Source organism: Prevotella disiens (assembly GCF_900454955.1).
Taxonomy (GTDB): domain Bacteria; phylum Bacteroidota; class Bacteroidia; order Bacteroidales; family Bacteroidaceae; genus Prevotella; species Prevotella disiens.
Window position 1 is genome coordinate 1,735,164 of record NZ_UGTL01000001.1, and the last position, 21,328, is coordinate 1,756,491.

18 protein-coding genes and 1 tRNA gene are annotated in these 21,328 nt (G+C 39.4%); 13 read left to right on the forward strand and 6 right to left on the reverse strand.

The window, feature by feature from the left end:
• The first annotated feature begins 154 nt into the window (after positions 1-154).
• The 5 genes from hemW to DYI03_RS07690 all read left to right on the forward strand — a co-directional run bounded on the left by hemW (position 155) and on the right by DYI03_RS07690 (position 4,816).
• Complete coding sequence (hemW, locus tag DYI03_RS07670) at positions 155-1,321, forward strand: radical SAM family heme chaperone HemW (RefSeq protein ID WP_025064453.1); 1,167 nt, start codon at positions 155-157, stop codon at positions 1,319-1,321.
• A 273-nt stretch (positions 1,322-1,594) separates the two neighbouring features.
• Positions 1,595-2,236 carry a hypothetical protein gene (locus tag DYI03_RS07675; RefSeq protein ID WP_021669040.1) on the forward strand — a complete coding sequence of 214 codons (642 nt, stop codon included), beginning with the start codon at positions 1,595-1,597 and terminating at the stop codon, positions 2,234-2,236.
• A gap of 194 nt (positions 2,237-2,430) precedes the next feature.
• Positions 2,431-3,177 (forward strand): polyprenol monophosphomannose synthase, encoded by a 747-nt coding sequence (locus DYI03_RS07680; protein WP_004355770.1) that lies wholly within the window; start codon positions 2,431-2,433, stop codon positions 3,175-3,177.
• A gap of 79 nt (positions 3,178-3,256) precedes the next feature.
• On the forward strand, positions 3,257-4,573 hold the full coding sequence (locus DYI03_RS07685; RefSeq protein ID WP_021669039.1) for a suppressor of fused domain protein: 1,317 nt from the start codon (positions 3,257-3,259) through the stop codon (positions 4,571-4,573).
• Positions 4,574-4,579: 6 nt separating this feature from the next.
• Positions 4,580-4,816 (forward strand): type I restriction-modification enzyme R subunit C-terminal domain-containing protein, encoded by a 237-nt coding sequence (locus tag DYI03_RS07690; protein ID WP_115367922.1) that lies wholly within the window; start codon positions 4,580-4,582, stop codon positions 4,814-4,816.
• A 456-nt stretch (positions 4,817-5,272) separates the two neighbouring features.
• On the opposite strand, the gene DYI03_RS07700 is transcribed toward DYI03_RS07690, so the two are convergent.
• Positions 5,273-5,346, reverse strand: a tRNA-Pro gene (locus DYI03_RS07700).
• A gap of 155 nt (positions 5,347-5,501) precedes the next feature.
• Here DYI03_RS07700 and DYI03_RS07705 point away from each other — a divergent pair.
• The 7 genes from DYI03_RS07705 (at position 5,502) to DYI03_RS07740 (ending at position 14,197) form a co-directional block, all read left to right on the forward strand.
• A complete protein-coding gene (locus DYI03_RS07705; protein ID WP_021669036.1) occupies positions 5,502-6,755 on the forward strand; it encodes a 3-phosphoshikimate 1-carboxyvinyltransferase in 1,254 nt (417 codons plus the stop codon).
• A gap of 19 nt (positions 6,756-6,774) precedes the next feature.
• Complete coding sequence (locus DYI03_RS07710) at positions 6,775-7,170, forward strand: hypothetical protein (protein ID WP_004355888.1); 396 nt, start codon at positions 6,775-6,777, stop codon at positions 7,168-7,170.
• A 70-nt stretch (positions 7,171-7,240) separates the two neighbouring features.
• A complete protein-coding gene (gene porW, locus DYI03_RS07715; protein ID WP_021669035.1) occupies positions 7,241-10,771 on the forward strand; it encodes a type IX secretion system periplasmic lipoprotein PorW/SprE in 3,531 nt (1,176 codons plus the stop codon).
• Positions 10,772-10,838: 67 nt separating this feature from the next.
• A complete protein-coding gene (gene porX / locus DYI03_RS07720; protein WP_025064451.1) occupies positions 10,839-12,410 on the forward strand; it encodes a T9SS response regulator signal transducer PorX in 1,572 nt (523 codons plus the stop codon).
• A 30-nt stretch (positions 12,411-12,440) separates the two neighbouring features.
• Complete coding sequence (tsaE, locus tag DYI03_RS07725) at positions 12,441-12,851, forward strand: tRNA (adenosine(37)-N6)-threonylcarbamoyltransferase complex ATPase subunit type 1 TsaE (protein WP_021669033.1); 411 nt, start codon at positions 12,441-12,443, stop codon at positions 12,849-12,851.
• A 445-nt stretch (positions 12,852-13,296) separates the two neighbouring features.
• Positions 13,297-13,755, forward strand: a complete 459-nt coding sequence (locus tag DYI03_RS07735; protein ID WP_021669031.1) for a hypothetical protein — start codon at positions 13,297-13,299, stop codon at positions 13,753-13,755.
• Between the two features lie 100 nt (positions 13,756-13,855).
• A complete protein-coding gene (locus tag DYI03_RS07740; RefSeq protein WP_147287673.1) occupies positions 13,856-14,197 on the forward strand; it encodes a hypothetical protein in 342 nt (113 codons plus the stop codon).
• A 113-nt stretch (positions 14,198-14,310) separates the two neighbouring features.
• Here DYI03_RS07740 and DYI03_RS07745 read toward each other — a convergent pair whose 3' ends face one another.
• The 5 genes from DYI03_RS07745 to DYI03_RS07765 are packed head-to-tail and all read right to left on the reverse strand — an operon-like array spanning position 14,311 to position 19,936.
• Positions 14,311-15,612: an NCS2 family permease gene (locus DYI03_RS07745; RefSeq protein WP_021669029.1), complete on the reverse strand. Its 1,302-nt coding sequence runs from the start codon at positions 15,610-15,612 to the stop codon at positions 14,311-14,313.
• A gap of 27 nt (positions 15,613-15,639) precedes the next feature.
• Positions 15,640-16,416: an NAD(+) diphosphatase gene (nudC, locus tag DYI03_RS07750; RefSeq protein WP_004355667.1), complete on the reverse strand. Its 777-nt coding sequence runs from the start codon at positions 16,414-16,416 to the stop codon at positions 15,640-15,642.
• Positions 16,417-16,448: 32 nt separating this feature from the next.
• Complete coding sequence (locus DYI03_RS07755) at positions 16,449-18,203, reverse strand: bifunctional metallophosphatase/5'-nucleotidase (RefSeq protein ID WP_021669028.1); 1,755 nt, start codon at positions 18,201-18,203, stop codon at positions 16,449-16,451.
• Between the two features lie 29 nt (positions 18,204-18,232).
• On the reverse strand, positions 18,233-19,489 hold the full coding sequence (locus tag DYI03_RS07760) for a type IX secretion system plug protein (protein ID WP_021669027.1): 1,257 nt from the start codon (positions 19,487-19,489) through the stop codon (positions 18,233-18,235).
• Between the two features lie 18 nt (positions 19,490-19,507).
• The gene (locus tag DYI03_RS07765; RefSeq protein ID WP_004355868.1) at positions 19,508-19,936 is read right to left on the reverse strand and encodes a hypothetical protein; all 429 of its coding nucleotides are present in this window, start codon (positions 19,934-19,936) and stop codon (positions 19,508-19,510) included.
• A gap of 224 nt (positions 19,937-20,160) precedes the next feature.
• Between DYI03_RS07765 and galE the strand changes: the two genes are divergently transcribed.
• Positions 20,161-21,198, forward strand: coding sequence for a UDP-glucose 4-epimerase GalE (galE, locus tag DYI03_RS07770; RefSeq protein WP_004355635.1), 1,038 nt, complete (start codon positions 20,161-20,163; stop codon positions 21,196-21,198).
• Positions 21,199-21,328: the final 130 nt, after the last annotated feature.

The following is a 21,328-nucleotide window of genomic DNA, read 5'->3' on the forward strand; positions in this document are numbered from 1 at the left end:
ACAATAAGCAATACTTACTGAATCTGTCGTCTAAGTTAGTCATTTTATTTTATACTACCAAAACAATTTATAAGAATTTTGCAAAGTTTTAAAAGAAATTAGTACTTTTGCAAGGAAATCAACGCTCGTAAGGCGTTCTCCTTATTAATATATAATGGCAAGTCTTTACATTCATATTCCGTTTTGTGCTTCACGTTGCATTTATTGTGGGTTTTATTCTACACTAACCCCAAAAACGAGAACCGAAACCATTGACCGCTATGTGGTAGCAGTGTGCAAAGAATTGGTGGAACAAAAGAATTTCGTATTCCAAGATAACAACGAAACCTTAGAAACAATTTACTTTGGAGGCGGCACTCCCTCGCAATTAGCACCTCAACACATTGAGAAAATATTTCAAACCATAGAAGATAACTATTCCGACAAGATGGAAAAGTTGGCTGATATGGAAATTTCTTTTGAATGTAACCCCGATGATGTAACCGAAGAATTTGCTGAAAACATGCGCCATTTTCCTATCAATCGCATTTCAATGGGGGCGCAAACGTTCTCTGAAACTCGGTTGAAATTTCTGAGAAGGCGACACAAAGCGAACGATGTAAAGATGGCTATCGACCGTTTGCATCGTGCTGATATTCATAACATTTCTATTGATTTAATGTTTGGCTTCCCCGAAGAAACCTTACAAGAGTGGGAAGATGATATTGAAAAGGCGATTGCTTTGAATGTGGAACACCTTTCGGCTTATAGTTTAATGTACGAAGAAGGCACCCCACTCTATCGCTTGTTAGAACAAGGAAAGGTAAAAGATATGGACGAGGAGTTGTATCGGACTATGTACGATAAACTAATCGACCGCCTTGTAGCAGCTCATTACGAGCAATATGAAATCAGTAATTTTGCAAAGCTTATCAATAACGGCTCATCGCCTTATCGTTCGCGCCATAATAGTGCCTATTGGGCAAATCAATCGTACATTGGTGTGGGCGCATCGGCACATGGTTACAATCATCAACAACGCCGTTGGAACGTGGACAACCTCCAAAAATACATGGAAGGTATCGAAAATGGAACGCCTATTTATGAGGCTGAAAACATTGATAAACCAACGCATTTTAACGATACCGTAACAACGGCACTAAGAACACGCAAGGGTATTGATTTGAAAAACTTGGAAGAACCTTTTAAAACGCACATTATCAAGGCTTCCAAACTTTTTATAGAACGTGGATTACTAAGTTTGGGGAACGAACATTTACACCTTACGCGCGAAGGTATATACGTTAGCGATGCGATAATGAGCGAACTCGTCTGGGTTTAAAAACAAGTAGAATTTCAAAAGTGCCTGTTTTGAACTGCAAAATAGGCTCTTTTGAGATAAAAAACAGCCTATTTTGAATTTTAAAGCATACAACGATTTGGTTATAAATGGCATATTTATATTTTTTTTGCAAGTGGAGTCTCGATTTTTTACCACTATTTTCATACCTTTGCGCCGCATTTTTTTTGTGGTCGCAAACAGCTCGCAATGTGATATGTGAATTGTTGTGGTCACTTCATTAAATAATTAATTAAAAATTAAAAGAAAAAAACAATGATGAGAATCTTTCACAAAATTCCCATGTTATTGATTGTGCTATGTGCGCAGGTGAATATAATGATGGCCCAAGAAGCCAAGCCTGAGAAGGTGCCAGTTGTTTGGGGCACTTATGAGGGTGAGGCCACCACGGAATTGTTCGACCGCACGACCGGGACCAAGACTCCAAGTGGCAAGAAACATATGACCATAGAGATAAGCAAGGGTGAGCGTTTGTTTACGGTTTTAACCTTAAAAGACGTTACAATCGGCCAATATGAGTTCGCGGCAATTCCTTTCAAAGATTGCTATCTGTTGCCTAATAACAACAAATGGCATATAGAGGCATACAACAATCTTGATGACGAGGTGGCTACCAAGGACAAACAGCACACGGTATTGCTCTCGGGCAGTATTGACGAGAAAGAGAGTTTGGTGGATAAGGAAGGCAATTTGAAACTTAGTTTTTTCTTGTCTTTTAAGGAAGACTCACATATACAATATGTATTCAAGGGAAAGAAAAAGAAATTAAACCCCGCGGGTATCGACCATGTGAACGCATACAAGAAAACACCAGAGGTGTTCGATTTGCAGGGGCGTCGCGTGAGCAAGATAGGCAAAGGCGTGTATATCGTGAATGGCAAGAAAGTGGTGTTTTAATACAACGATACGCCGTCCGAACGGCGATACTATCAGCGAGGGGTGGATACGAGTCTATCCCTCGCTTGTTTTTATGTCATGTCAAAATATCATGTGTTTCTTCGGTTTTAAAAGGTTACAGTTTACCTTTTTCCGCATAACATTTGGGATTTTCGGATATTTATCTTACTTTTGCATCAAAGATAATTTTGTATATGACAAGCGATAGCATAGTAATTATTCCGACTTACAACGAAAAAGAGAATATGGAAAAAATCATCAGAGCCGTATTTGGCTTGGAGAAAACTTTCCATATCTTAGTCATCGATGATGGAAGTCCAGACGGAACAGCACAGATTGTTCACAACTTAATCAAGGAAGAATTTGCCGACCGACTATTTATTATTGAGCGTTCTGGCAAGTTAGGTCTTGGCACAGCATACATTCGTGGGTTCCAATGGGCATTAGAACATCACTACGAATACATCTTTGAGATGGACGCCGACTTTAGTCACGACCCAAAAGACTTGCCTCGCTTGTATGCAGCTACCCACGATGAAGGCTTCGATGTGGCTATTGGCTCACGTTATGTAAGCGGAGTAAACGTTGTGAACTGGCCTATTGGACGTGTATTGATGAGCTATTTTGCCAGCAAATACGTGCAATTTGTAACGGGTTTCCACGTTCATGATACCACAGCAGGCTTTGTTTGCTATCGCCGCAAAGTATTAGAAACCATACCATTAGAAGAAATTCGCTTCAAAGGCTATGCTTTCCAAATAGAAATGAAGTTCACTTCGCACAAAATTGGATTTAAAATCAAGGAAGTGCCAGTTATATTTGTGAACCGAAGAGAGGGAACAAGCAAGATGAGTGGAGGCATTTTCTCGGAAGCTTTCTTTGGGGTGATGCGCCTAAGAATGGACGGTTGGTTCAGAAAATACCCTACTATCAAAAATTAAATACAACGTAGAAAGAACGTTACTACCCATAGAACGTTCTTTTTGCCCCTAAAATAATCTGCTAAGTTGTGGTTTCGCAATGAAACATATAACGAAAGACGAAGCACTTAAACTACTTATCCATGGTAGACCAGAACCCGTTGTAAACCAATGCAATAAATCGTTGTGGTGGTTTGTGCCTCGTGCGGTTTTAGGATTGTGGAGACAACAGCCTAAACGCATGGCTTTGACCAATTTTATTTGGCTCCTTTTTGGCTTATCTTATTTGCGTTTAGGGACACTTTGGGGCGTATTGGGATTTCTTTTAGCACTGTTTGGACTCAACATTTATTACTTCTACACCTACCGAAAAGTTTATAAGGCTATCAAAACCTTTACTTATCGTATGGACGAAGACGGCATCTCGCTCTACATAACAGCAGACGATGGTACACTTATCCGATACATTACCACCCCTTATTCGCAGATAAAAGACATTTATTTAAGCAAAGATTACGTCTATTTCGAGTTGGAAGAAACGTCTGAAATTGGCATTATCTATTTGATTACCGAAGATACAGAACGTGTTTTGGGCAATATTGTGTCGTATATGCAACTCGAAGAGAAACAGGAAATTAAGAATTTGCCTTCCGTTTATGCCAATCAAGAGTTAGATGAAATAAAAGACTTTGTTATAGAACGATTCGGCAAGCCAACCGATATATTCCGTGACACCTTAAATAGGGAGCAACCTATTGATATTATGGTCATTCCGCCAACAAAGACACGCAATTATTGGACACTATGCACCCTTGGGGCAGGCACTTATAGAGTAAGAAATTCGGAAGAATACAAACGTTCTAAAGAAGGGGAAGAGGTGCTGAATTGTGGTGAAGAACACGATTCGCTCATCGAACACTACGAATACGTCATGTATTTGCCTGCCGATTGGAATCTTTCTGCCGAAGCATTAGAGAAAGAAAGTAATTATTGGCCGATAAGAGTACTCAATGGGATTGGTCATGACACCTTCGACAACTTCCAATTCCAGTTGGGCGACACCATGAGTTTTAACGCTGGGGACGACACAGAAGTATCTTTCGACCCCTCAACCGACTTCTTCGGCGTGTTGATACTTTGCCCTTTACCCGACGTTCCTAATGAAACGTATGCCAATATAGGCGGTCGCACCATTCAATTCCACCAAGTTATGCCGATAACAACCGAAGAATTAGACTATCTTGGGCACAATTCACCTGCCGACTTTATGAAGAAATACATGGAATTGGACATTATAAAATTGGACGAAGAAACCCTTGATGTGAAAGAAAAGCACTATACCAATGCGCTAATTTCCCACTTTGAACGCCACAAAAAAGGTGCAAATGTAGTTACAATGTATCCTACTAAAAAATAAAGCACAATTCAACCCCTCGAAAAATTCCCCACTTTCGAGTTTTCGGAAGAGCAAGTGGAGTTTGCAAAATATGTTTTAAACCACTATATTGCCCGTAGATCAATGGAGCTTTATCGAGATAACCTCCCTCATTTCCTAAGAAAGAAATATGGTTCAACCGCTGATGCTGTCAAGAAATTAGGCAATCCGCAAACCATTAGTAGCCTTTATTTAAACTTGCAACAAACGCTTTACGCAGTGTAAAGGGAAAAATATCCGATAATTTACCCCATAGAGGGTGAAAATTATCGGATAATTAGCCCCTTTGGCAGATATTTTCGGTAAGACAGACATATTCTTACCTTATATTTAAAAACTTTCGAGAAGAGAAAAAGAAGTTTGCATACAGCGAACTACACAGCAAAGGCTTGCAAATAGTGATTGCTTTTGCTAACTTTGCAAAAGATAACTATCCTCTGCAATTTGCCAGAGCAGGCAGCAGTAGGGGCAGAGTTTTTTGCAAGCTCAACAACTCGTCTTTCCGTTCCGCACAAGCAAATAATGTATGGGGGGGAATCGTAACCCACAAACAAATAATGTATGGGGTGGAAAATCGTAACCCTTTTGCGAAAAGGCACGCTCTACAAAGAAAGCAAGTTCATTTTACACTTATTGGCAATATTTTTGCAAAAAACAGCAAGGAAATCCTTACTGTTTAAGTCGAGATGAGGCGACTCGAACGCCCGACCACTGGTCCCCCAGACCAGCATTCTAACCAACTGAACTACATCTCGTGATTGAATTATAATGCAAATTTACTCACTTTTTAAGACATTAGCAAACTTTTAGAGTTGTTTTTCACTTGTTCCCAACTTTATTCGTATTTTTGTATGAAATAAAAGTGGGGCTTGAATAAAAGTCCACACAAAAAAAGAAAGAAGAAAAAAGAATGCAATACAAAATAAAACCACCACATCACATTGAGGCAAACATTGACTTGCCTGCATCGAAGAGTATTAGCAACAGAGCGCTCATTATCAATGCACTAACAGGGAGCAACAAATGGCCTGAAAATATTTCTACCTGCGACGACACAAAGGTTATATGCAAAGCTTTTAAGCAGCAACCCTACGAAATTGATATTATGGCAGCAGGGACAGCAATGCGCTTTATGACGGCTTTCCTCGCTGCTTCGGAAGGTGAACACGTCATTACGGGAACTGAAAGAATGAAGCAAAGACCTATTAAAATATTGGTTGATGCGTTAAGATTTCTCGGTGCTGAAGTGGAATACACAGAAAAAGAGGGCTTTCCTCCCCTCCGTATTAAAGGTAAAAAGCTCATGGGTGGTCGTGTAGAAATTGAGGGCAATGTTAGTTCGCAATACATTTCGGCATTGATGATGATAGCTCCCACATTGAAAAAAGGTTTAGAATTGAAGTTATTAGGCAACATTATTTCTCGTCCATACATCGATTTAACCCTTCATTTGATGCACGAATATGGTGCTGATGCAGAATGGACAGACGTGGATACTATCACTATTCGTCCAACGAAATATAAGGAAAGAAGTTACACGATAGAAAACGATTGGACGGCAGCAAGCTATTGGTATGCTATCATTACTTTACTAAACGATACCGATTCGTACATCACGTTCAAAGGGTTGAAGAATGGTTCACGTCAAGGCGATTCTGCGGTGAAATATATTTTCTCCCTGCTTGGTATTAAAACAAGTTTCGCTGATAAGGAGAAAGATGAACTTACTGAAGTTACCATTTGCAAGCAACAACGAATGTTGCCACGATTAGAATATGATTTCAAAAATCAACCCGACTTAGCGCAAACAATGATAGCCACTTGTTGTGTTATGAATATTCCGTTCAAGTTTATGGGATTGAGCAGTTTGAAACTGAAAGAAACCGACCGCATAGAGGCTATGAAAATGGAAATGACAAAGTTGGGATATGTCTTGCACGATAGCAACGACTCTGAAATAATATGGGACGGAGAACGTTGTGAAGCTGAAAAATCTATCGTTATTGACACTTACAAAGACCATCGCATGGCAATGGCATTTGCTCCGCTCAGCGTTAAGTTGGGCGAACTCACTATTAACAATCCAGAAGTGGTATCAAAATCCTATCCCAACTTTTGGAACGAGTTGCGCAATGTAGGGTTTGAAATCGAAGAGATAGAATAAAAACAAAGAAGAAAAACGAATGGACATTATTATAATAGGTTTGTTAGCCATTTTAGGCATGGGAGCATTGGTAGGTATCGCTACCCTTCTGAACCGACAAAAAGGCGAAGAAGATGTGATAAATCATGCTTCAGGCGATTGTTCCACCTGTATAGGCATAGATGAAAGTTGCGAACAAACGTGTACAATGGAAGCTGCCACAAAGCCCATAGAATATTATGACGATGAAGAATTAGACCGTTTCAAAGGGAGAGAGGCTACAGAATATACTGACAAAGAAGCGGAAGAATTTTCGGAAATACTCTACACCATGTGTCCAGAGGAGGCTAAGGGGTGGAATAGAAGTTTGATTCTACGAGGAATAAATGTTCCCAATCAAATAAAAGACGAACTCATCGCCATGATTGAAGGGTAAAATGGAAATGAAGTAGTGAAGTATTTCGCTTAAAAGACAATAAAGCAAGGCACTTAGAGTTTATTATAACGTGAAGATAAGTTACGCAAAATATTTTACAGCCCTTTTGGTAGCAAGCATTTTATTAGTTATCGTAAGTTGTTCTACCAAAAATAACACCTCGCAATCGCGTTGGTGGCACTCTTTTAATGCCAAATACAACACCTATTATAATGGAGCGCAAGCCTACATCGATGCATCTTTGGAAAAAGAAAACGGCAATAAGGATAACTTTACAGAAATAATTCCACTCTATACCGTAGGCAATAAATCAAGCAAAGATTTAGGAAAAGGTAACTATGAGCGTGCTATTGAAAAAGCAGAGAAAGCCATTGCCCGACACAGTATAAAGAAAAAACCTGAATGGAATAAATCAAGACGCAAAACAGAAAAAGATATAGAATGGTTGAATCGTAAGGAATACAACCCTTTTATATGGAAAGCATGGATGCTCATGGGGCGTTCTCAATTCTATAAAGGAGCTTTTGAAGATGCCGCAACAACGTTTTCCTACATGAGCCGATTGTATAAAACGCAACCAGCTATCTATGGAAAAGCGCGTGCGTGGTTGGCAAAATCGTATATTGAGGCAGGTTGGCTTTACGATGCGGAAGATGTAATCCGAAATATGAAGCGTGATTCGTTAGATTGGCGTGCAGTGAGAGAATGGAATTACACTTACGCTGACTATTATATCCACACAGGCGAATTTGAAAAAGCTGTACCCTACTTGCAAAAAGTCATCAAACACGAGATGCGCAAGAAGCAAAAAGCAAGAGAGTGGTACTTAATGGGGCAATTGCAAGCTGCTTTGGGTAATAAAGAAGCTGCTTACAATTCGTTTAAACACGTCATTAAAGCCAACCCTCCTTACGAATTAGAATTTAATGCACGCATAGCTGCAACAGAAGTAATGGCAGCAGGACAAACCAAACAAATGGTGAGTCGACTAAAACGAATGGCGGCATCGGACAAGAATAAGGATTATTTAGACCAAGTATATTACGCAATGGGTAATATTTATTTGGCGGATAAAGATACATTGAACGCTATTTCGGCTTACGAGCAAGGCAATAAAAAGGCTACTCGGGGCGGTGTAGAAAAGGGTGTTCTGCTTTTACATCTTGGCGATTTATATTGGACAAAGGAAAAATTTAGCGATGCACATAGATGTTACAATGAAGCACTCGGACTTTTAGACAAAGACCGAAAAGATTACGAACAACTTTCTAATCGCGCAAAGGTATTGGACGATTTGACCCCGCATACAGAGGCGATAGAATTGCAAGATTCTTTGCAGCATTTAGCCAAATGTTCTGAACCAGAACGATTGGCAACCATCGACAGAGTGATAGATGCGCTTAAGAAAAAGGAAAAGGAAGAGCGTAACAAGCAAGCCGAATTAGATGCTGAAAAGCGTATGGCTGAGAACCAAGGAATGGGTGCAAATGCTGATAATTCCAACATGGCAACACCAATGCCACGTAGCCAACAGCAAGAAAACGGCACATGGTATTTCTATAACCCTATGGCTGTGCAACAAGGTAAAGCACAATTCCAGAAACTATGGGGCAAACGTGAGAACGTAGACAACTGGCAGCGTGTTAATAAAACCGTTGTCGGGGGTATGAACAACAACATGGAATGGACAGACGAGCAGCGTGATTCCATAGCAAAGGAGGAAGCTCGTTTAGATTCAATAGAAAGTAAAACCGATTCGGTACAGAACGACCCACACCGCAGAGAGTTTTATTTGGCTCAAATACCATTTACAGAAGAGCAAATGCAGGCAAGCAATAAGATTTTAGAGACTGGTTTGCATCATGCTGGTGTTATTTTCAAAGATAGATTGGACAACCTACGATTGGCTGAAAAGAACTTACGACGAGTGAGCGACAACTATCCTGACTATGAAGAAATGGACGATGTTTATTACCATCTGTACTTACTTTACATGAGGAAGAATCAACCGCAGTTGGCAGATAGCTATATCAACAAACTAAAAGCCAACTATCCGAAGAGCCAATGGACGGCTGTGCTTACCGACCCATACTTTAAAGAAAATGCAAAGTTTGGCGAACACATCGAAGACTCGCTTTATGCAGCTACATACGAAGCCTTTAAAAACAACAGATTTAGTGAGGTTAGTGGCAATAAACGCATTTCCGACAGTCGTTTTCCAATGGGTGCAAACCGTGATAAGTTCTTGTTTATCGGTGGTTTGAGTAAGTTAAATCAAGGCGATATAGACGGTTGCGTGAGCGATATGAAGGTAGTTGTCGAAAAGTTCCCACAAAGCCGCATTAGTGAAATGGCTGGAATGATAGTCAATGGTGTGCAAGCAGGTAAGAAAATCAGAAATGGTAAATTTGATTTAGGCGATGTTTGGAGTTACAGAACCAATGTTTTGAACGATAGTGATAGTATCAAGCAAGTGAAGTTCTCGCCAGATAGAGACATTGATTTCAAGTTCTTGTTAGTTTACAACCCTGATTCTTTAAAGGAAAACAAGTTGCTTTTCGAAATGGCAAGGTTTAATTTCACGAGTTTCTATGTACGCAATTTTGAAATAGAAATTGAGAATATTGAGGGCTTACATCAAATGAAATTGTCAGGTTTCAGAAGTTTTGACGAGGCTTATCAATATGCACGACAACTCTTTAGCAGCCGAAACGTAACAGAACAAATCAGCAAAGACACGCGAGCCATTATCATTAGCGATAAAAACTTGCAACTTATTGGCAAATCGTTCAGTTACAAAGATTATGAAGACTTCTATGCAAAGCATTTCGCTCCACTAAAGGTTACATCACGTTACCTATTGTCTGAACCTGCCGAAATTGCTACACCACGAGAAATAGAAAGTGATTTGCAAGAAGAAATAGAAAGTAAAAATCCAACAGAAGCTGAATTAAATGCGCAAGAACAAGGCGAAATAGAACCTGTTGATAATGGTATAACAATTCCAATGGAGGAGGAAAAAACAACGAAAGAGGACGTTTCTGCACCTACCGAAATGGTTATTCCTGCTGAAGAAAAGAAGCAAGAAAAACCAAAAGAGAATGTTGAGAACACGGAAATGGTTATTCCTGTTCCTGAAACTCCAAAGAAGGAAGAACCAAAGAACATGATTGAGAACACGGAAATGGTTATTCCAATGGAAGAATCTGTTGCTCCAAAGACTGAACCACAGAAGGTTGAACCTAAGAGGCAGCCAAAACCAACCAAGAAAAAGGAAGAAAAGGCAGTACCAATAGACGACAATTCATTTGTAATTCCAGTGGAACCTGAACCAACAGTGCCACAAACAACATTTGAAGTGCCTATTGACGAACCAAAAGCGCAACCAAAGAAAGCGAAAACTGGGTCTAAAAAGCAAGCTACAACAGAGAAAAAGACAACGGGAAAGAAGGAAGAAACAAAGAAACAAACCCCTGATGGACCAAATATTTACTTCTCTGACGATTCAAAAAAGGACGAGAATAAAGAAAAGAAGCAGGAAAATCAGACAACACTCGATTACGATTTTGAAGACGAATACTACGATTTAGATGGTTTCTAAAGGCAGTTTCCCAACAAGAACTAACGGGTTGTGGCAAATAAAACATAAAGAAAGGAAAAAACGCAATATGACAAATGGATTGTTATTATGGGTAGACGATGAGATAGAGCTTTTAAAAGCCCATATTATCTTTTTAGAAAAGAAAGGTTATGAGGTTGTAACCGTCAGCAATGGTGCTGATGCCATTGACCAATTTCGTACACAAACCTTTGACCTTGTCCTTTTAGACGAGCAAATGCCTGGCTTATCGGGCTTAGAAACCTTGCAGAAACTCAAAGAGATACAACCTGCAACGCCTATCGTTATGGTAACGAAGAGCGAAGAGGAGGATATTATGAACCAAGCCATTGGTTCTAAGATTGCCGATTACTTGATAAAGCCTGTCAATCCAAGTCAAATTCTGCTTACTTTAAAGAAAAATATTCACCGCAAAGAGATTGTAACCGAAGTTACACAATCGGGGTACCAACAAGAATACCAGCAATTAGCAATGCAAATTAGCGATTGCAGAACATTCAATGATTGGGCGGAAGTTTACAAACGATTGGTGAAATGGGAATTAGAGTTGAGCAGTACCGATAGCAATATGACGGAAATGCTCACTATGCAGAAGGAAGATGCCAATAATGGATTTGCTAAATACATTGCAAAGCATTATTTAGATTGGGTAGCACCAACCAACGGAAAGGGCAAAACAGACGATTCTCGCCCACTGATGAGTCCCGATATTTTCAAAAAACAAGTATTCCCAACGATTGATGAGGGCAATAAAGTCTTTTTAATTGTGGTGGATAACCTACGTTTCGACCAATGGCGCATACTGTCAGAGGAACTTGCTGAGCTGTACGACATAGACGAAAAATTGTATATGACGATTATTCCAACAGCAACACAATACGCAAGAAATGCTATTTTTAGTGGATTAATGCCAGCGCAAATTGCTAAAATGTATCCAGAACTTTGGGTTGATGAGGACGAAGAGGAAGGGAAAAACTTGAATGAAGGACCTTTAATCCAAACGCAAATCGACCGTTTCCGCCGTCATGATAAGTTCTCTTACCACAAAATAAACAATTCGAGTGGAGCAGAAAAGTTTATGCAACAACTCAAAAACTTGGAGCAAAACGATTTGAATGTATTGGTTGTGAATTTCATAGACATGCTTTCGCACGCACGCACCGAAATGAAAATGATTCGAGAATTGGCAAGCGACGAAAGTGCCTACCGTTCTTTAACTTTGAGTTGGTTTAGGCATAATGTTTTATCCGACGTGTTCCGTGAGTTGTCAAGAAGCAATTACAAAATCATTTTGACTACCGACCATGGGTCTATTCGTACTGTTAAGCCTGTGAAAATCATTGGCGATAGGAACACCAATACCAACTTGCGCTACAAATTGGGCAAGAATTTGAATTACAATCCAAAGGAAGTCTTTGTTATAAAAGACCCACGTCAAGCACAATTACCTGTTCCAAATCTTAGCACAACCTATGTTTTTGCAACTGGAAACGATTTCTTTGCCTATCCAAACAACTACAATTATTACGTTTCTTATTACAAAGATACGTTCCAACATGGTGGAATTTCTATCGAAGAAATGGTCGTTCCACTCATTACACTTACTCCAAAGAAGCGTTGAGCAACAAGAAATAAAAATAAAATAAACAGCATGGAAATTAAAATAGAAAGCCTTGCCACCATACACGAGGCGGCAAAACAATTCATAGCAGGTATCGGCGACAACAAAGTGTTTGCCTTTTACGGTAAAATGGGGGCAGGAAAAACCACCTTTACCAAAGCCATTTGCGAAGTTTTGGGTGTGGAAGATGTCATCACCTCACCTACTTTTGCTATCGTAAACGAATATACCGACCGAGAAGGGCAACCCATTTACCATTTCGATTTCTATAGAATCAAGAAATTGGAAGAGGTTTACGATATGGGATACGAAGATTATTTCTACAGCAACCACCTTTGTTTGTTGGAATGGCCAGAGTTGATAGAAGATATACTACCCGAAAATACGATAAAAGTAACGATAGAAGAACAGCCCGACGGCACACGAGTAGTTACTTTCTAATCCTTTCCAAACCAATAAGAAGAGAAGTGAACTTTGAAAGCAACACAATACTTTCAAAGTTCACTTCTCTTTTTTTATAAATTATCATGCTTACAAAGGTTTGCAAGGCTGCATTACAAATTTATTTTGTACTTTTGTGCCACTCCTTCAACATTAACCTGAAGGAATGTGAGTTAAAACGGAATAAGATAAAAATGAAAACGAAGATAAAACGCATTGATACTTTGACTGGTTTGCGGTTTCCTATGATGGTAATGGTGGTGATTTCTCACTTCGAATTCATGGATTCTCAGACGCAAAATTGGTATGATTTGGTTTTCATAATGCCACTTTAGCCGTCGATTTCTTCTTCATCATGCCGGGTTTCGGACTCACTTACAAGTCTTTCGCCACGCAACAGCCGTGCATGGACACGTAGAATCCATGACGAGGTTATCGGTTTGGTATGCGAAAGCTGCAAAAACTATATCGGTGGTATGTGCTTTCGATGCTCATCATGCTGCCTACCACCCTTCTAACTTTATGGAATGACAAAGGAATCATGGCTATTCCGAACATCATAGCGAAGTTTGCTTTGTCGCTCACCCTCCTCCAAACAATTCCAAGCATGTCTAATTTCAGCTATATACTGAACGGAGTGGGTTGGTTTCTATCGGCTTTGCTTGTTCTTTACGCTGTTTATCCCGTTTTAGAACGGCTCCAATCGCCAACTTGTATCGACCCGAAGACTCGCACTAAGCTACCTCTTTGGGGTCTTTTTACTTCGCTTTTTGTGCCTGCTTTTCTTCAGTTTTATTGCTTCCAACACACGTTTCAACGACTTAAACTTTGCTTCACCGCTGCTGCGTATCTTCGATTTCACAATAGGAATATTACTTTGCGACTTGTTTTTTCACAAGACTAATAGTGCATTGCCTACTGAAAGGGTAGAAAAGTCGAGCGCAACAAGGCTTGAAACTTTCTGCATACTTTTATTAATAGGTTGGTGGTTAGGCAGAAACGCTATGTTTTACGGTCAATATGAAGATGTAAAAGACACGTTCGATATACTTTTAGCGGCGGCTCTCGTCTATGTTTTTGCATTTGAAAGGGGAAAGATTTCCACCCTACTCCGTTCTCGTAAACTCGTTTTGTTAGGCAATGTTTCAATGTATATCTATCTTTTCCACTTTCCATTTCCCCTTATATTGGGTACAGACCTATTGCACCTTAACCATAATGCCTATCAGTTTAAACTCGATAAATGTTTATTGGTCATCGCCTTAGAGTTGCTATTAACTTTTTTGCTTACCTTCTTCGCCTATAAAGCTGACCAACGTAAGATAAACAACATTTCAACCTTGTAGGGGCGTGATTTTAAAATCACGCCCCTACGAAAAGCAAAACCTATTGTTTTGAACACAAAAAGAGCCTATTTGGAGCGTCCAAATAGGCTCTTTTGTGTTTTATACCTTTGCGTTTATCCAAAAATGAAGTTCAACACAAAGAGGACGGAGAGAATGCACAAAGTCCAATTTAATTCTTGCCAACGGCGTGTACATAATTTCATGATGACAAACGACAGAATACCAAGACAAATGCCGTCAGCAATTGAATAGCAAAGTACCATGGTTATCATGGTAATGAAGGCTGGAAAGGCTTCGGTCATATCTTGAAGATTTATTTTCTTAACAGAATCGAGCATGAGGACACCCACCATGATGAGCGCACCACTAGTTGCCGCACTCGGAATGAGCAAGAAAATTGGCGAAAGGAACAAGGCAAGAATGAACAACAGCCCCACCACAAACGAGGTTACGCCCGAACGACCACCTTCAGCAATGCCGCTGGCACTTTCGATGTAGGTTGAAATGGTAGAACTTCCCAACATTGCGCCGCAAGTAGTACCGATAGCATCGCTCATCATGGCTTCGCTAACGTGTGGAATGCTACCATCTTTGCGCACAATACCTGTCTTTTCAGCCAGTCCCATGAGCGTTCCGATGGTGTCGAAAATATTGATAATGAGCAAAGAGAATACCACCAATCCTGTTTTAAGTGTCAATAAACCAGAGAAATCGAATTGACAGAAGATAGGCGAAATATCTTGTGGAGCAGAAACTGGCAACCAGCCTGACGGAATATTGGTTACGCCCATTGGGATACCCAACAAAGTGGCTGCGATAATGCTCCAAAACAAAGCACCTTTCACATTGCGTGCCATAAGAACACCACTCAATAAAGTGGCAAAAATACCCAATAAACAAGGTGCAGTAAAAGCTCCAAGACCTACGAATGTGCCTTCTTTCGACACAATGATTTCAGCATTTTTGAGTCCGATAAAGGCGATAAACATACCAATACCAGCCGAAATGGCATAGCGTAAGTTGTTAGGAATGGCATTGAAAATCATTTCTCGCACATTGAAAAAAGTAATCAAAATGAACACAATACCTTCAATCAAGAGAATTGCCAATGAGTTTTGCCATGAATAACCCATTGCTTGACAAAGCGTATAAGCAAAAAAGGCATTCAATCCCATTGACGGTGCTTGGGCAAATGGTAGTTTTGCCATAAAAGCCAATAGCAAAGTAGCAATTGCCGAAGCCAAAGCGGTAGCGGTAAAGAGCGCACCTTGACTCATTCCTGTAGACATAAGGATTGACGGATTGACTGCCAAAATGTAACTCATAGTGAGAAATGTAGTTACGCCAGCGATTAATTCGGTGCGTAACTTCATGGTTTTAGGGTCGAAACCCAAAGTCTTTTCTAAAAACTTCATAAGATTGTTGGATTGAAATGATATGTATTATTTGTTATTTTCTTCTATCCAATGGTCAATTAGCATTCTTGCTATTGATAGTTTTTCGGGAAGATTTGGTAAATTATCTTTTGTAAACCAATTCCCTTTTGATAGTTCGCTGTGTTGCAAATGTATTTCGCCTGCTACATAGTCGGCATTGAAACCCACCATAACACCACAAGGATAAGGCCAAGGTTGCGAACCGAAATAGCGAAGATTGGTTATGGTAATGCCAGTTTCCTCCATTACCTCTCGGTGTACGGCTTCTTCAAAGGTTTCACCCGTTTCAACAAATCCTGCAACCAAGCCGTAATGGTTGTCTTTAAAGCTATTGGCACGCACTAAAAGTACCTCTTCGCCTCGATGTATCAGCACAATAATGGCAGTAGAAAGTTGTGGCCAAACCTCCTTTCCACAGTTGGTGCAACGCTTAGATATTTCGGTATGCAACTTCATAGGGGAGCCACAAACACCACAAAACTGGGTATTCTGATTCCAATAAAGTAGTTCAGCACATTTGCCAGCCTTTAAATAAAATTCAGTGTTCAGCTTGTAATAACTGGCTCTTAGTCCACACATTTCCAATTTAGGATTGTTCGTAACAGGCATATCAATGTTTACCGCCTTTACGCTTTCCCCTTCAGGCATGGCTTCAATGCTTAACACCTGCGACCACGCCTTTAATGGTATGGGACATTCTTCTGAAAGTGGTATCGTATAGCCTATATCGGTCTTTTCTAACACCAAGTCGGTTTTGCAAAATACAAACCAATAACACTTCATTGCTTTATTTTTCTATTTTTCAGTTCTTTGTTTTATTCGCCAAAGAGAATTTTACGGTCGCGTACTGCGGCTTTTTCAGTCCATTCTGTTGGTACAAACTTCCAGTTATGATTAGGTTGTGGGTTCATAATACCCGCCTTTTCAATCTCTTCCATAAGGTAGTAGCGTTGGTCTTTCTCGCTGCGCCAAACAATTCTTTGCTTCAATTGGTCTTGCGGAATGCCTGCTCCCTTTGTTAAAAGTTCGCCACCACCATTGCCACGATAGCTATTTACTGCCACATTGTAGTATTTTGATTCGTCGAAAGGCTCTCCATTGCTCATTTTTAGTATGCGAACTTTTTCGCCGTATGGTTTCGTTACGTCCACCTCATAGTCGATTCCAGCAGCAGAATCAAAGTTAAAAGAGAAATTTTTAAACCCCAAACGTTGTGAATCATCACGAGTATCTTCAGAAAGCAATAGCAAATGGTCATCAGCCGAGCGCATAGTATTTATCCAAAGATTATAACTCATTTCCAAATAGTTACGAATTTCTTTGCCCGTTAGTCGCATAACGTAAAGCTGATTCTCGTATTTGTAAAGATTAAACATATCTGCAACAGTGATAGGACCAGCTGAAATAGAAGAGTTAAAGCCCAAAGGAGCGTTAAAAGCAATATCGGCTTTGGTGATTTGGAGTTCTAAATTGAGAATTAAATCATTGAAAGCTGAACTGCCAAAGAAACAATCTTTTGTGCTAATGGTGTTCTGAAAACTACCTATTTTACGGTCAGCCCACGCTTTAACCTCATTGATTTCTTTTTCAAAATGGTTCATATAAGCCTCATCTACTGCAAGATTAGTTACATCAACCAACTCGCCCGACTTGCTAACTACCTCATATTGTTTTTCATGCTTATTGCTTTTCTTCGTCTTTTTCAATGTAATCGTAGCCACAGCAACCTTCTGTGCATTGTTGGCAGGGTCAAGACAAAGCACGGTTTTTCCTAATTTGTTGGTTACATTAATGTTGCGTGGTTTATGGTCGTGTCCGAAAAAGACAACATCGAAACCTTCCACTTCTTCGGCAACCTTCTTGGAAGCGTCCTCAAGATAGGTAGGAGTAGCGATGCCACCGTCCCAACCAGAGTGGAAAAGTCCTACGATAACATCAGGATTTTCGTTTGTTTTCAATGCTTGAATGGTCTTTTTAGCCGATGAAACCATTTCTTCAAAATGCAAACCTTTCCATAATCCCTCTTCTAACCAGTTAGGAATGGCAGGAGTAAGCATACCTATGACAGCCACTTTTACGCCATTTTTCTTCTTAATAATATAATAAGGTAAGACATATGGTGCTTGTTTTTCGGTGTCAATGATGTTTGCTCCAACAGCAGGACAATTCATTTCACGAATCCATTTATCGTAAACAGCGTGTCCAGTTTCTATATCGTGATTACCAACACCCGAAACATCGAATTTCAAATAGTTGATAACACTTGCAGCAATATTTTGCTTTTGTGTTGCAATGTAGTTGTAATAATACGAAATAGGCTGCCCTTGGAGAATGTCGCCATTGTCTAAAAGATAAACATTTTGCTCGCCTTTTTGCTTTCTTAGTTCGTTCACATAAGTAGAAACCCTTGCCATTGACCCCGCTTTTGGTTTATGCGTAATGAAATCGTAAGGAAAAAACGAGCCATGAACGTCTGATGTTTCTACTAATTTAATCGTTATATTTTTCTGTGCAGCTGCTTCCACACCGCTTAAAATAAGTGCCATAAATGCAATTAAAATTCTATTCATTTGGTTTGTTATTATTTAGTTGTTAAAACTCATTTTGCTCTAAACTTAACAGAGTTATACCCAACAAGTTTATCGGTTCTACCACCCTGTTCACGATAGTAAACCAAGGATTGATAAGTATTTTCTGTTTGGAAATAGCTACCTTCGTTTGGCATAAAAGTAATGCGCCCATCGGGTGAAAGCACCAAGAATTGATAACTATAATAGCCCAATTTCAATGGAACAACTGCCTGATAGCGTTTTGTTTCTTCATTGTAATCAAGCTTGTATTGAGGCAAGAAACTATCGTTTGTCCAATCGCCATTTAAATAAACCTCCCCATTTATTGGTTCAGGGCATTCCAATTGGAAATGTACCAACATGTAATCGCTCTCGGTATGGATATTATAATTATCCGAATTACGAATTAAGAACGCTCCATTGGCATCTTCATCATACAAATAGTTCATGCGTGGAACAGCAACGAAAGGATAAGCGTGAAAATTCTGACCGTCCCAGCTGATATGGTCAATGCCTGTTGTTGCTACATCGGTAGAAAGAATTTCGAATTTATGGTATTCATTTCCACCTAAAAAAATATAATCGGCATTATGATTCCAACGCAATCCATCACTCATAACGTATTGAGGTTTAGCGTTCCAACGTGCATTGTCCCACCGACGGTTTTGTAACACGATAGTTTTCAACTGCATTTGTGGATTGGTAATATTGTATTTACCGTAACTCAATTCCATTTCAACCTGCTGATGAGCCATGTTGATAGTTGCATCAGTATTGGTTGTAATGTTCAAACCCACCCCCATTGCGTTCTCCAAAGGTTCTTTCACCATGAAACATGTCTTTACAACCGCTTCATTATCAGCATTAAAAATCGTCAATCGATAGTTTCCTGATATTTTTGGACGGCATTTTTCGTTCGGAATACTAAGATGATAGTGCGTGTAAATGGTATTTGTAAGCAACGATTGTTCCACATCCTCTATCGTATTTCCGTCAGCAAAACCTTCTACAAAGTCGCTTTCAAACAATGAAGTAGATGGTTTCCAATCAGCTTCACAATGCTCAAGTTTGTAAGTATAGCGGTTATATTCATGCGTAAGGTCATCGAAATCAATATCAATTCCTCCATTTCCAAGTTCCATGATAGGCATAGAAAGCCAATCTCCATTGGCTACCACCTGCAACGAACGTATGTTTTCATTCAAAATTTCGTGTCGTTGCGCAGTTGTCGCAATAGAGAAAAAGAATGATATAAGCAAAAAAGTAAACCTAATCTCCTTTCGCATGAATCACCTTTCCTTTCTTTATGGAATTAGTTTCTTTAGAAAATCATCAAGGTCTTCTTCCAATCCAGGCAACAAGTCGCCGTCTGCAATGATAGTATCATTGTCTTCACAATAAAGTTCAGCAATGTGTTCGCCTTCTTCGTCTTCTAAAACAAAGTTGAAAGGTTGTATAATACCAAAATTTTCAATAATATCTTTGTGCTTTAACAATTCGCATCTCAACAAAGAAGTTACTTGTTCATAGAAATCATCGTCAGTATTTTCAATCCATTTCTCTACAACACAGCGTGTTATTTCCACGCCTTCATCGTTGAAAGCCATAAGGTCGCCACTAAATTGCGATACCATAATGTGAATATCTGTCATTAAAGTAGGTTCTTCCGTTGTAGGAAACTTTTGAGCAATTTTCTTTAAAAAGCGCTCAATTTGTTGCTTTGTTTGTTCCATAATAATTGTATTTCAAGAACGTTTGAATGCGAAATTAATTATCGCAAAGGTAAGAAAACTTTTTGTTTAATACTCTTATATCACACCTTTTTTAATTATTTCAAGCACTTTTATGGCTCAAAATGGTAAAATCTAACTACCTTTGCACTTATATCAAGCTGGAAATAGCTTACATTTCACTACAAAATAAAAACATTTACTTGGGAAATAAACGAGAATAGAATATGAAGCAAACAATTTTAGTTACTGGTGGAACTGGTTTTATTGGTTCACACACAACGGTAGAATTGCAAGAAGCAGGCTACAATGTTGTGATTGTTGATAATCTTTCAAACTCAAAAATAGAAGTACTTGATGGTATTGAGAAGATAACAGGGGTGCGCCCAGCATTCGAACAAGCCAATCTTGAAGACAAAATTGCTACAGAAAAAATCTTCCAAAAGTATCCAAACATTGAAGGAATCATTCATTTTGCAGCTTCAAAGGCAGTAGGTGAAAGCGTTGAAAAGCCTTTAATGTACTATCGTAACAATGTTGTTTCGCTCATAAATCTTTTGGAACTCATGCCTAAATACAATGTTAAAGGCATTATTTTCTCAAGTTCTTGCACCGTTTATGGTCAGCCTAATCAAGAAAATCTTCCTGTTACAGAGGACGCTCCACATCAAAAAGCGACTTCTCCATACGGTAATACAAAGGAAATAAACGAGCAAATCATTTACGATTACATACACAGCGGAGCTAATATTAAGAGCATTGTGCTTCGTTATTTCAATCCTATTGGCGCACACCCTTCGGCACATATTGGCGAATTGCCTAATGGTGTACCGAACAATTTAATTCCTTATGTTACGCAAACGGCCATGGGCATACGCCAACAACTCACTATTTTCGGAAACGATTACAACACTGAAGACGGCACTTGCATACGCGATTACATTTACGTAGTAGACCTTGCCAAAGCGCATGTGGCTGCAATGACACGCGTATTAGACAAAGAAACTGACAAGATTGAGTATTTCAACATCGGAACAGGGCGTGGTAACTCTACCTTAGAAATCATTACCACTTTCGAAAAAGCTACAGGTGTGAAACTTAATTGGAAGTATGGCGCACGCAGAGAGGGAGATATTGAAAAGATATGGGGCGATTGCACCAAAGCAAATAAGGTGTTAGGTTGGAAAGCCAACACACCACTCGAAGACGTATTAGCTTCGGCTTGGAAATGGCAACAGAAGTTACGTGAAGACGGAGTGATGTAAAAATACATTTTATTAAGGTGAAAATTCTTCCTTTTCACATGTAAAAATACTTAAAGTGCTTAATATTTAAGATATTAGGAACTTACAAAAATGAATAAATAACAAAAAAAATAGCTGCAAAGGTTTTGTT

Excerpts from the sequence above, each read along its gene's own strand:
- hemW (WP_025064453.1), top strand. The coding sequence starts at position 155 with ATGGCAAGTCTTTACATTCATATTCCGTTTTGTGCTTCACGTTGCATT.
- DYI03_RS07675 (WP_021669040.1), top strand. The coding sequence starts at position 1,595 with ATGATGAGAATCTTTCACAAAATTCCCATGTTATTGATTGTGCTATGT.
- DYI03_RS07680 (WP_004355770.1), top strand. The coding sequence starts at position 2,431 with ATGACAAGCGATAGCATAGTAATTATTCCGACTTACAACGAAAAAGAG.
- DYI03_RS07685 (WP_021669039.1), top strand. The coding sequence starts at position 3,257 with ATGAAACATATAACGAAAGACGAAGCACTTAAACTACTTATCCATGGT.
- DYI03_RS07705 (WP_021669036.1), top strand. The coding sequence starts at position 5,502 with ATGCAATACAAAATAAAACCACCACATCACATTGAGGCAAACATTGAC.
- DYI03_RS07710 (WP_004355888.1), top strand. The coding sequence starts at position 6,775 with ATGGACATTATTATAATAGGTTTGTTAGCCATTTTAGGCATGGGAGCA.
- porX (WP_025064451.1), top strand. The coding sequence starts at position 10,839 with ATGACAAATGGATTGTTATTATGGGTAGACGATGAGATAGAGCTTTTA.
- tsaE (WP_021669033.1), top strand. The coding sequence starts at position 12,441 with ATGGAAATTAAAATAGAAAGCCTTGCCACCATACACGAGGCGGCAAAA.
- DYI03_RS07735 (WP_021669031.1), top strand. The coding sequence starts at position 13,297 with ATGCGAAAGCTGCAAAAACTATATCGGTGGTATGTGCTTTCGATGCTC.
- DYI03_RS07740 (WP_147287673.1), top strand. The coding sequence starts at position 13,856 with ATGTTTTACGGTCAATATGAAGATGTAAAAGACACGTTCGATATACTT.
- DYI03_RS07745 (WP_021669029.1), bottom strand. The coding sequence starts at position 15,612 with ATGAAGTTTTTAGAAAAGACTTTGGGTTTCGACCCTAAAACCATGAAG.
- nudC (WP_004355667.1), bottom strand. The coding sequence starts at position 16,416 with ATGAAGTGTTATTGGTTTGTATTTTGCAAAACCGACTTGGTGTTAGAA.
- DYI03_RS07755 (WP_021669028.1), bottom strand. The coding sequence starts at position 18,203 with ATGAATAGAATTTTAATTGCATTTATGGCACTTATTTTAAGCGGTGTG.
- DYI03_RS07760 (WP_021669027.1), bottom strand. The coding sequence starts at position 19,489 with ATGCGAAAGGAGATTAGGTTTACTTTTTTGCTTATATCATTCTTTTTC.
- DYI03_RS07765 (WP_004355868.1), bottom strand. The coding sequence starts at position 19,936 with ATGGAACAAACAAAGCAACAAATTGAGCGCTTTTTAAAGAAAATTGCT.
- galE (WP_004355635.1), top strand. The coding sequence starts at position 20,161 with ATGAAGCAAACAATTTTAGTTACTGGTGGAACTGGTTTTATTGGTTCA.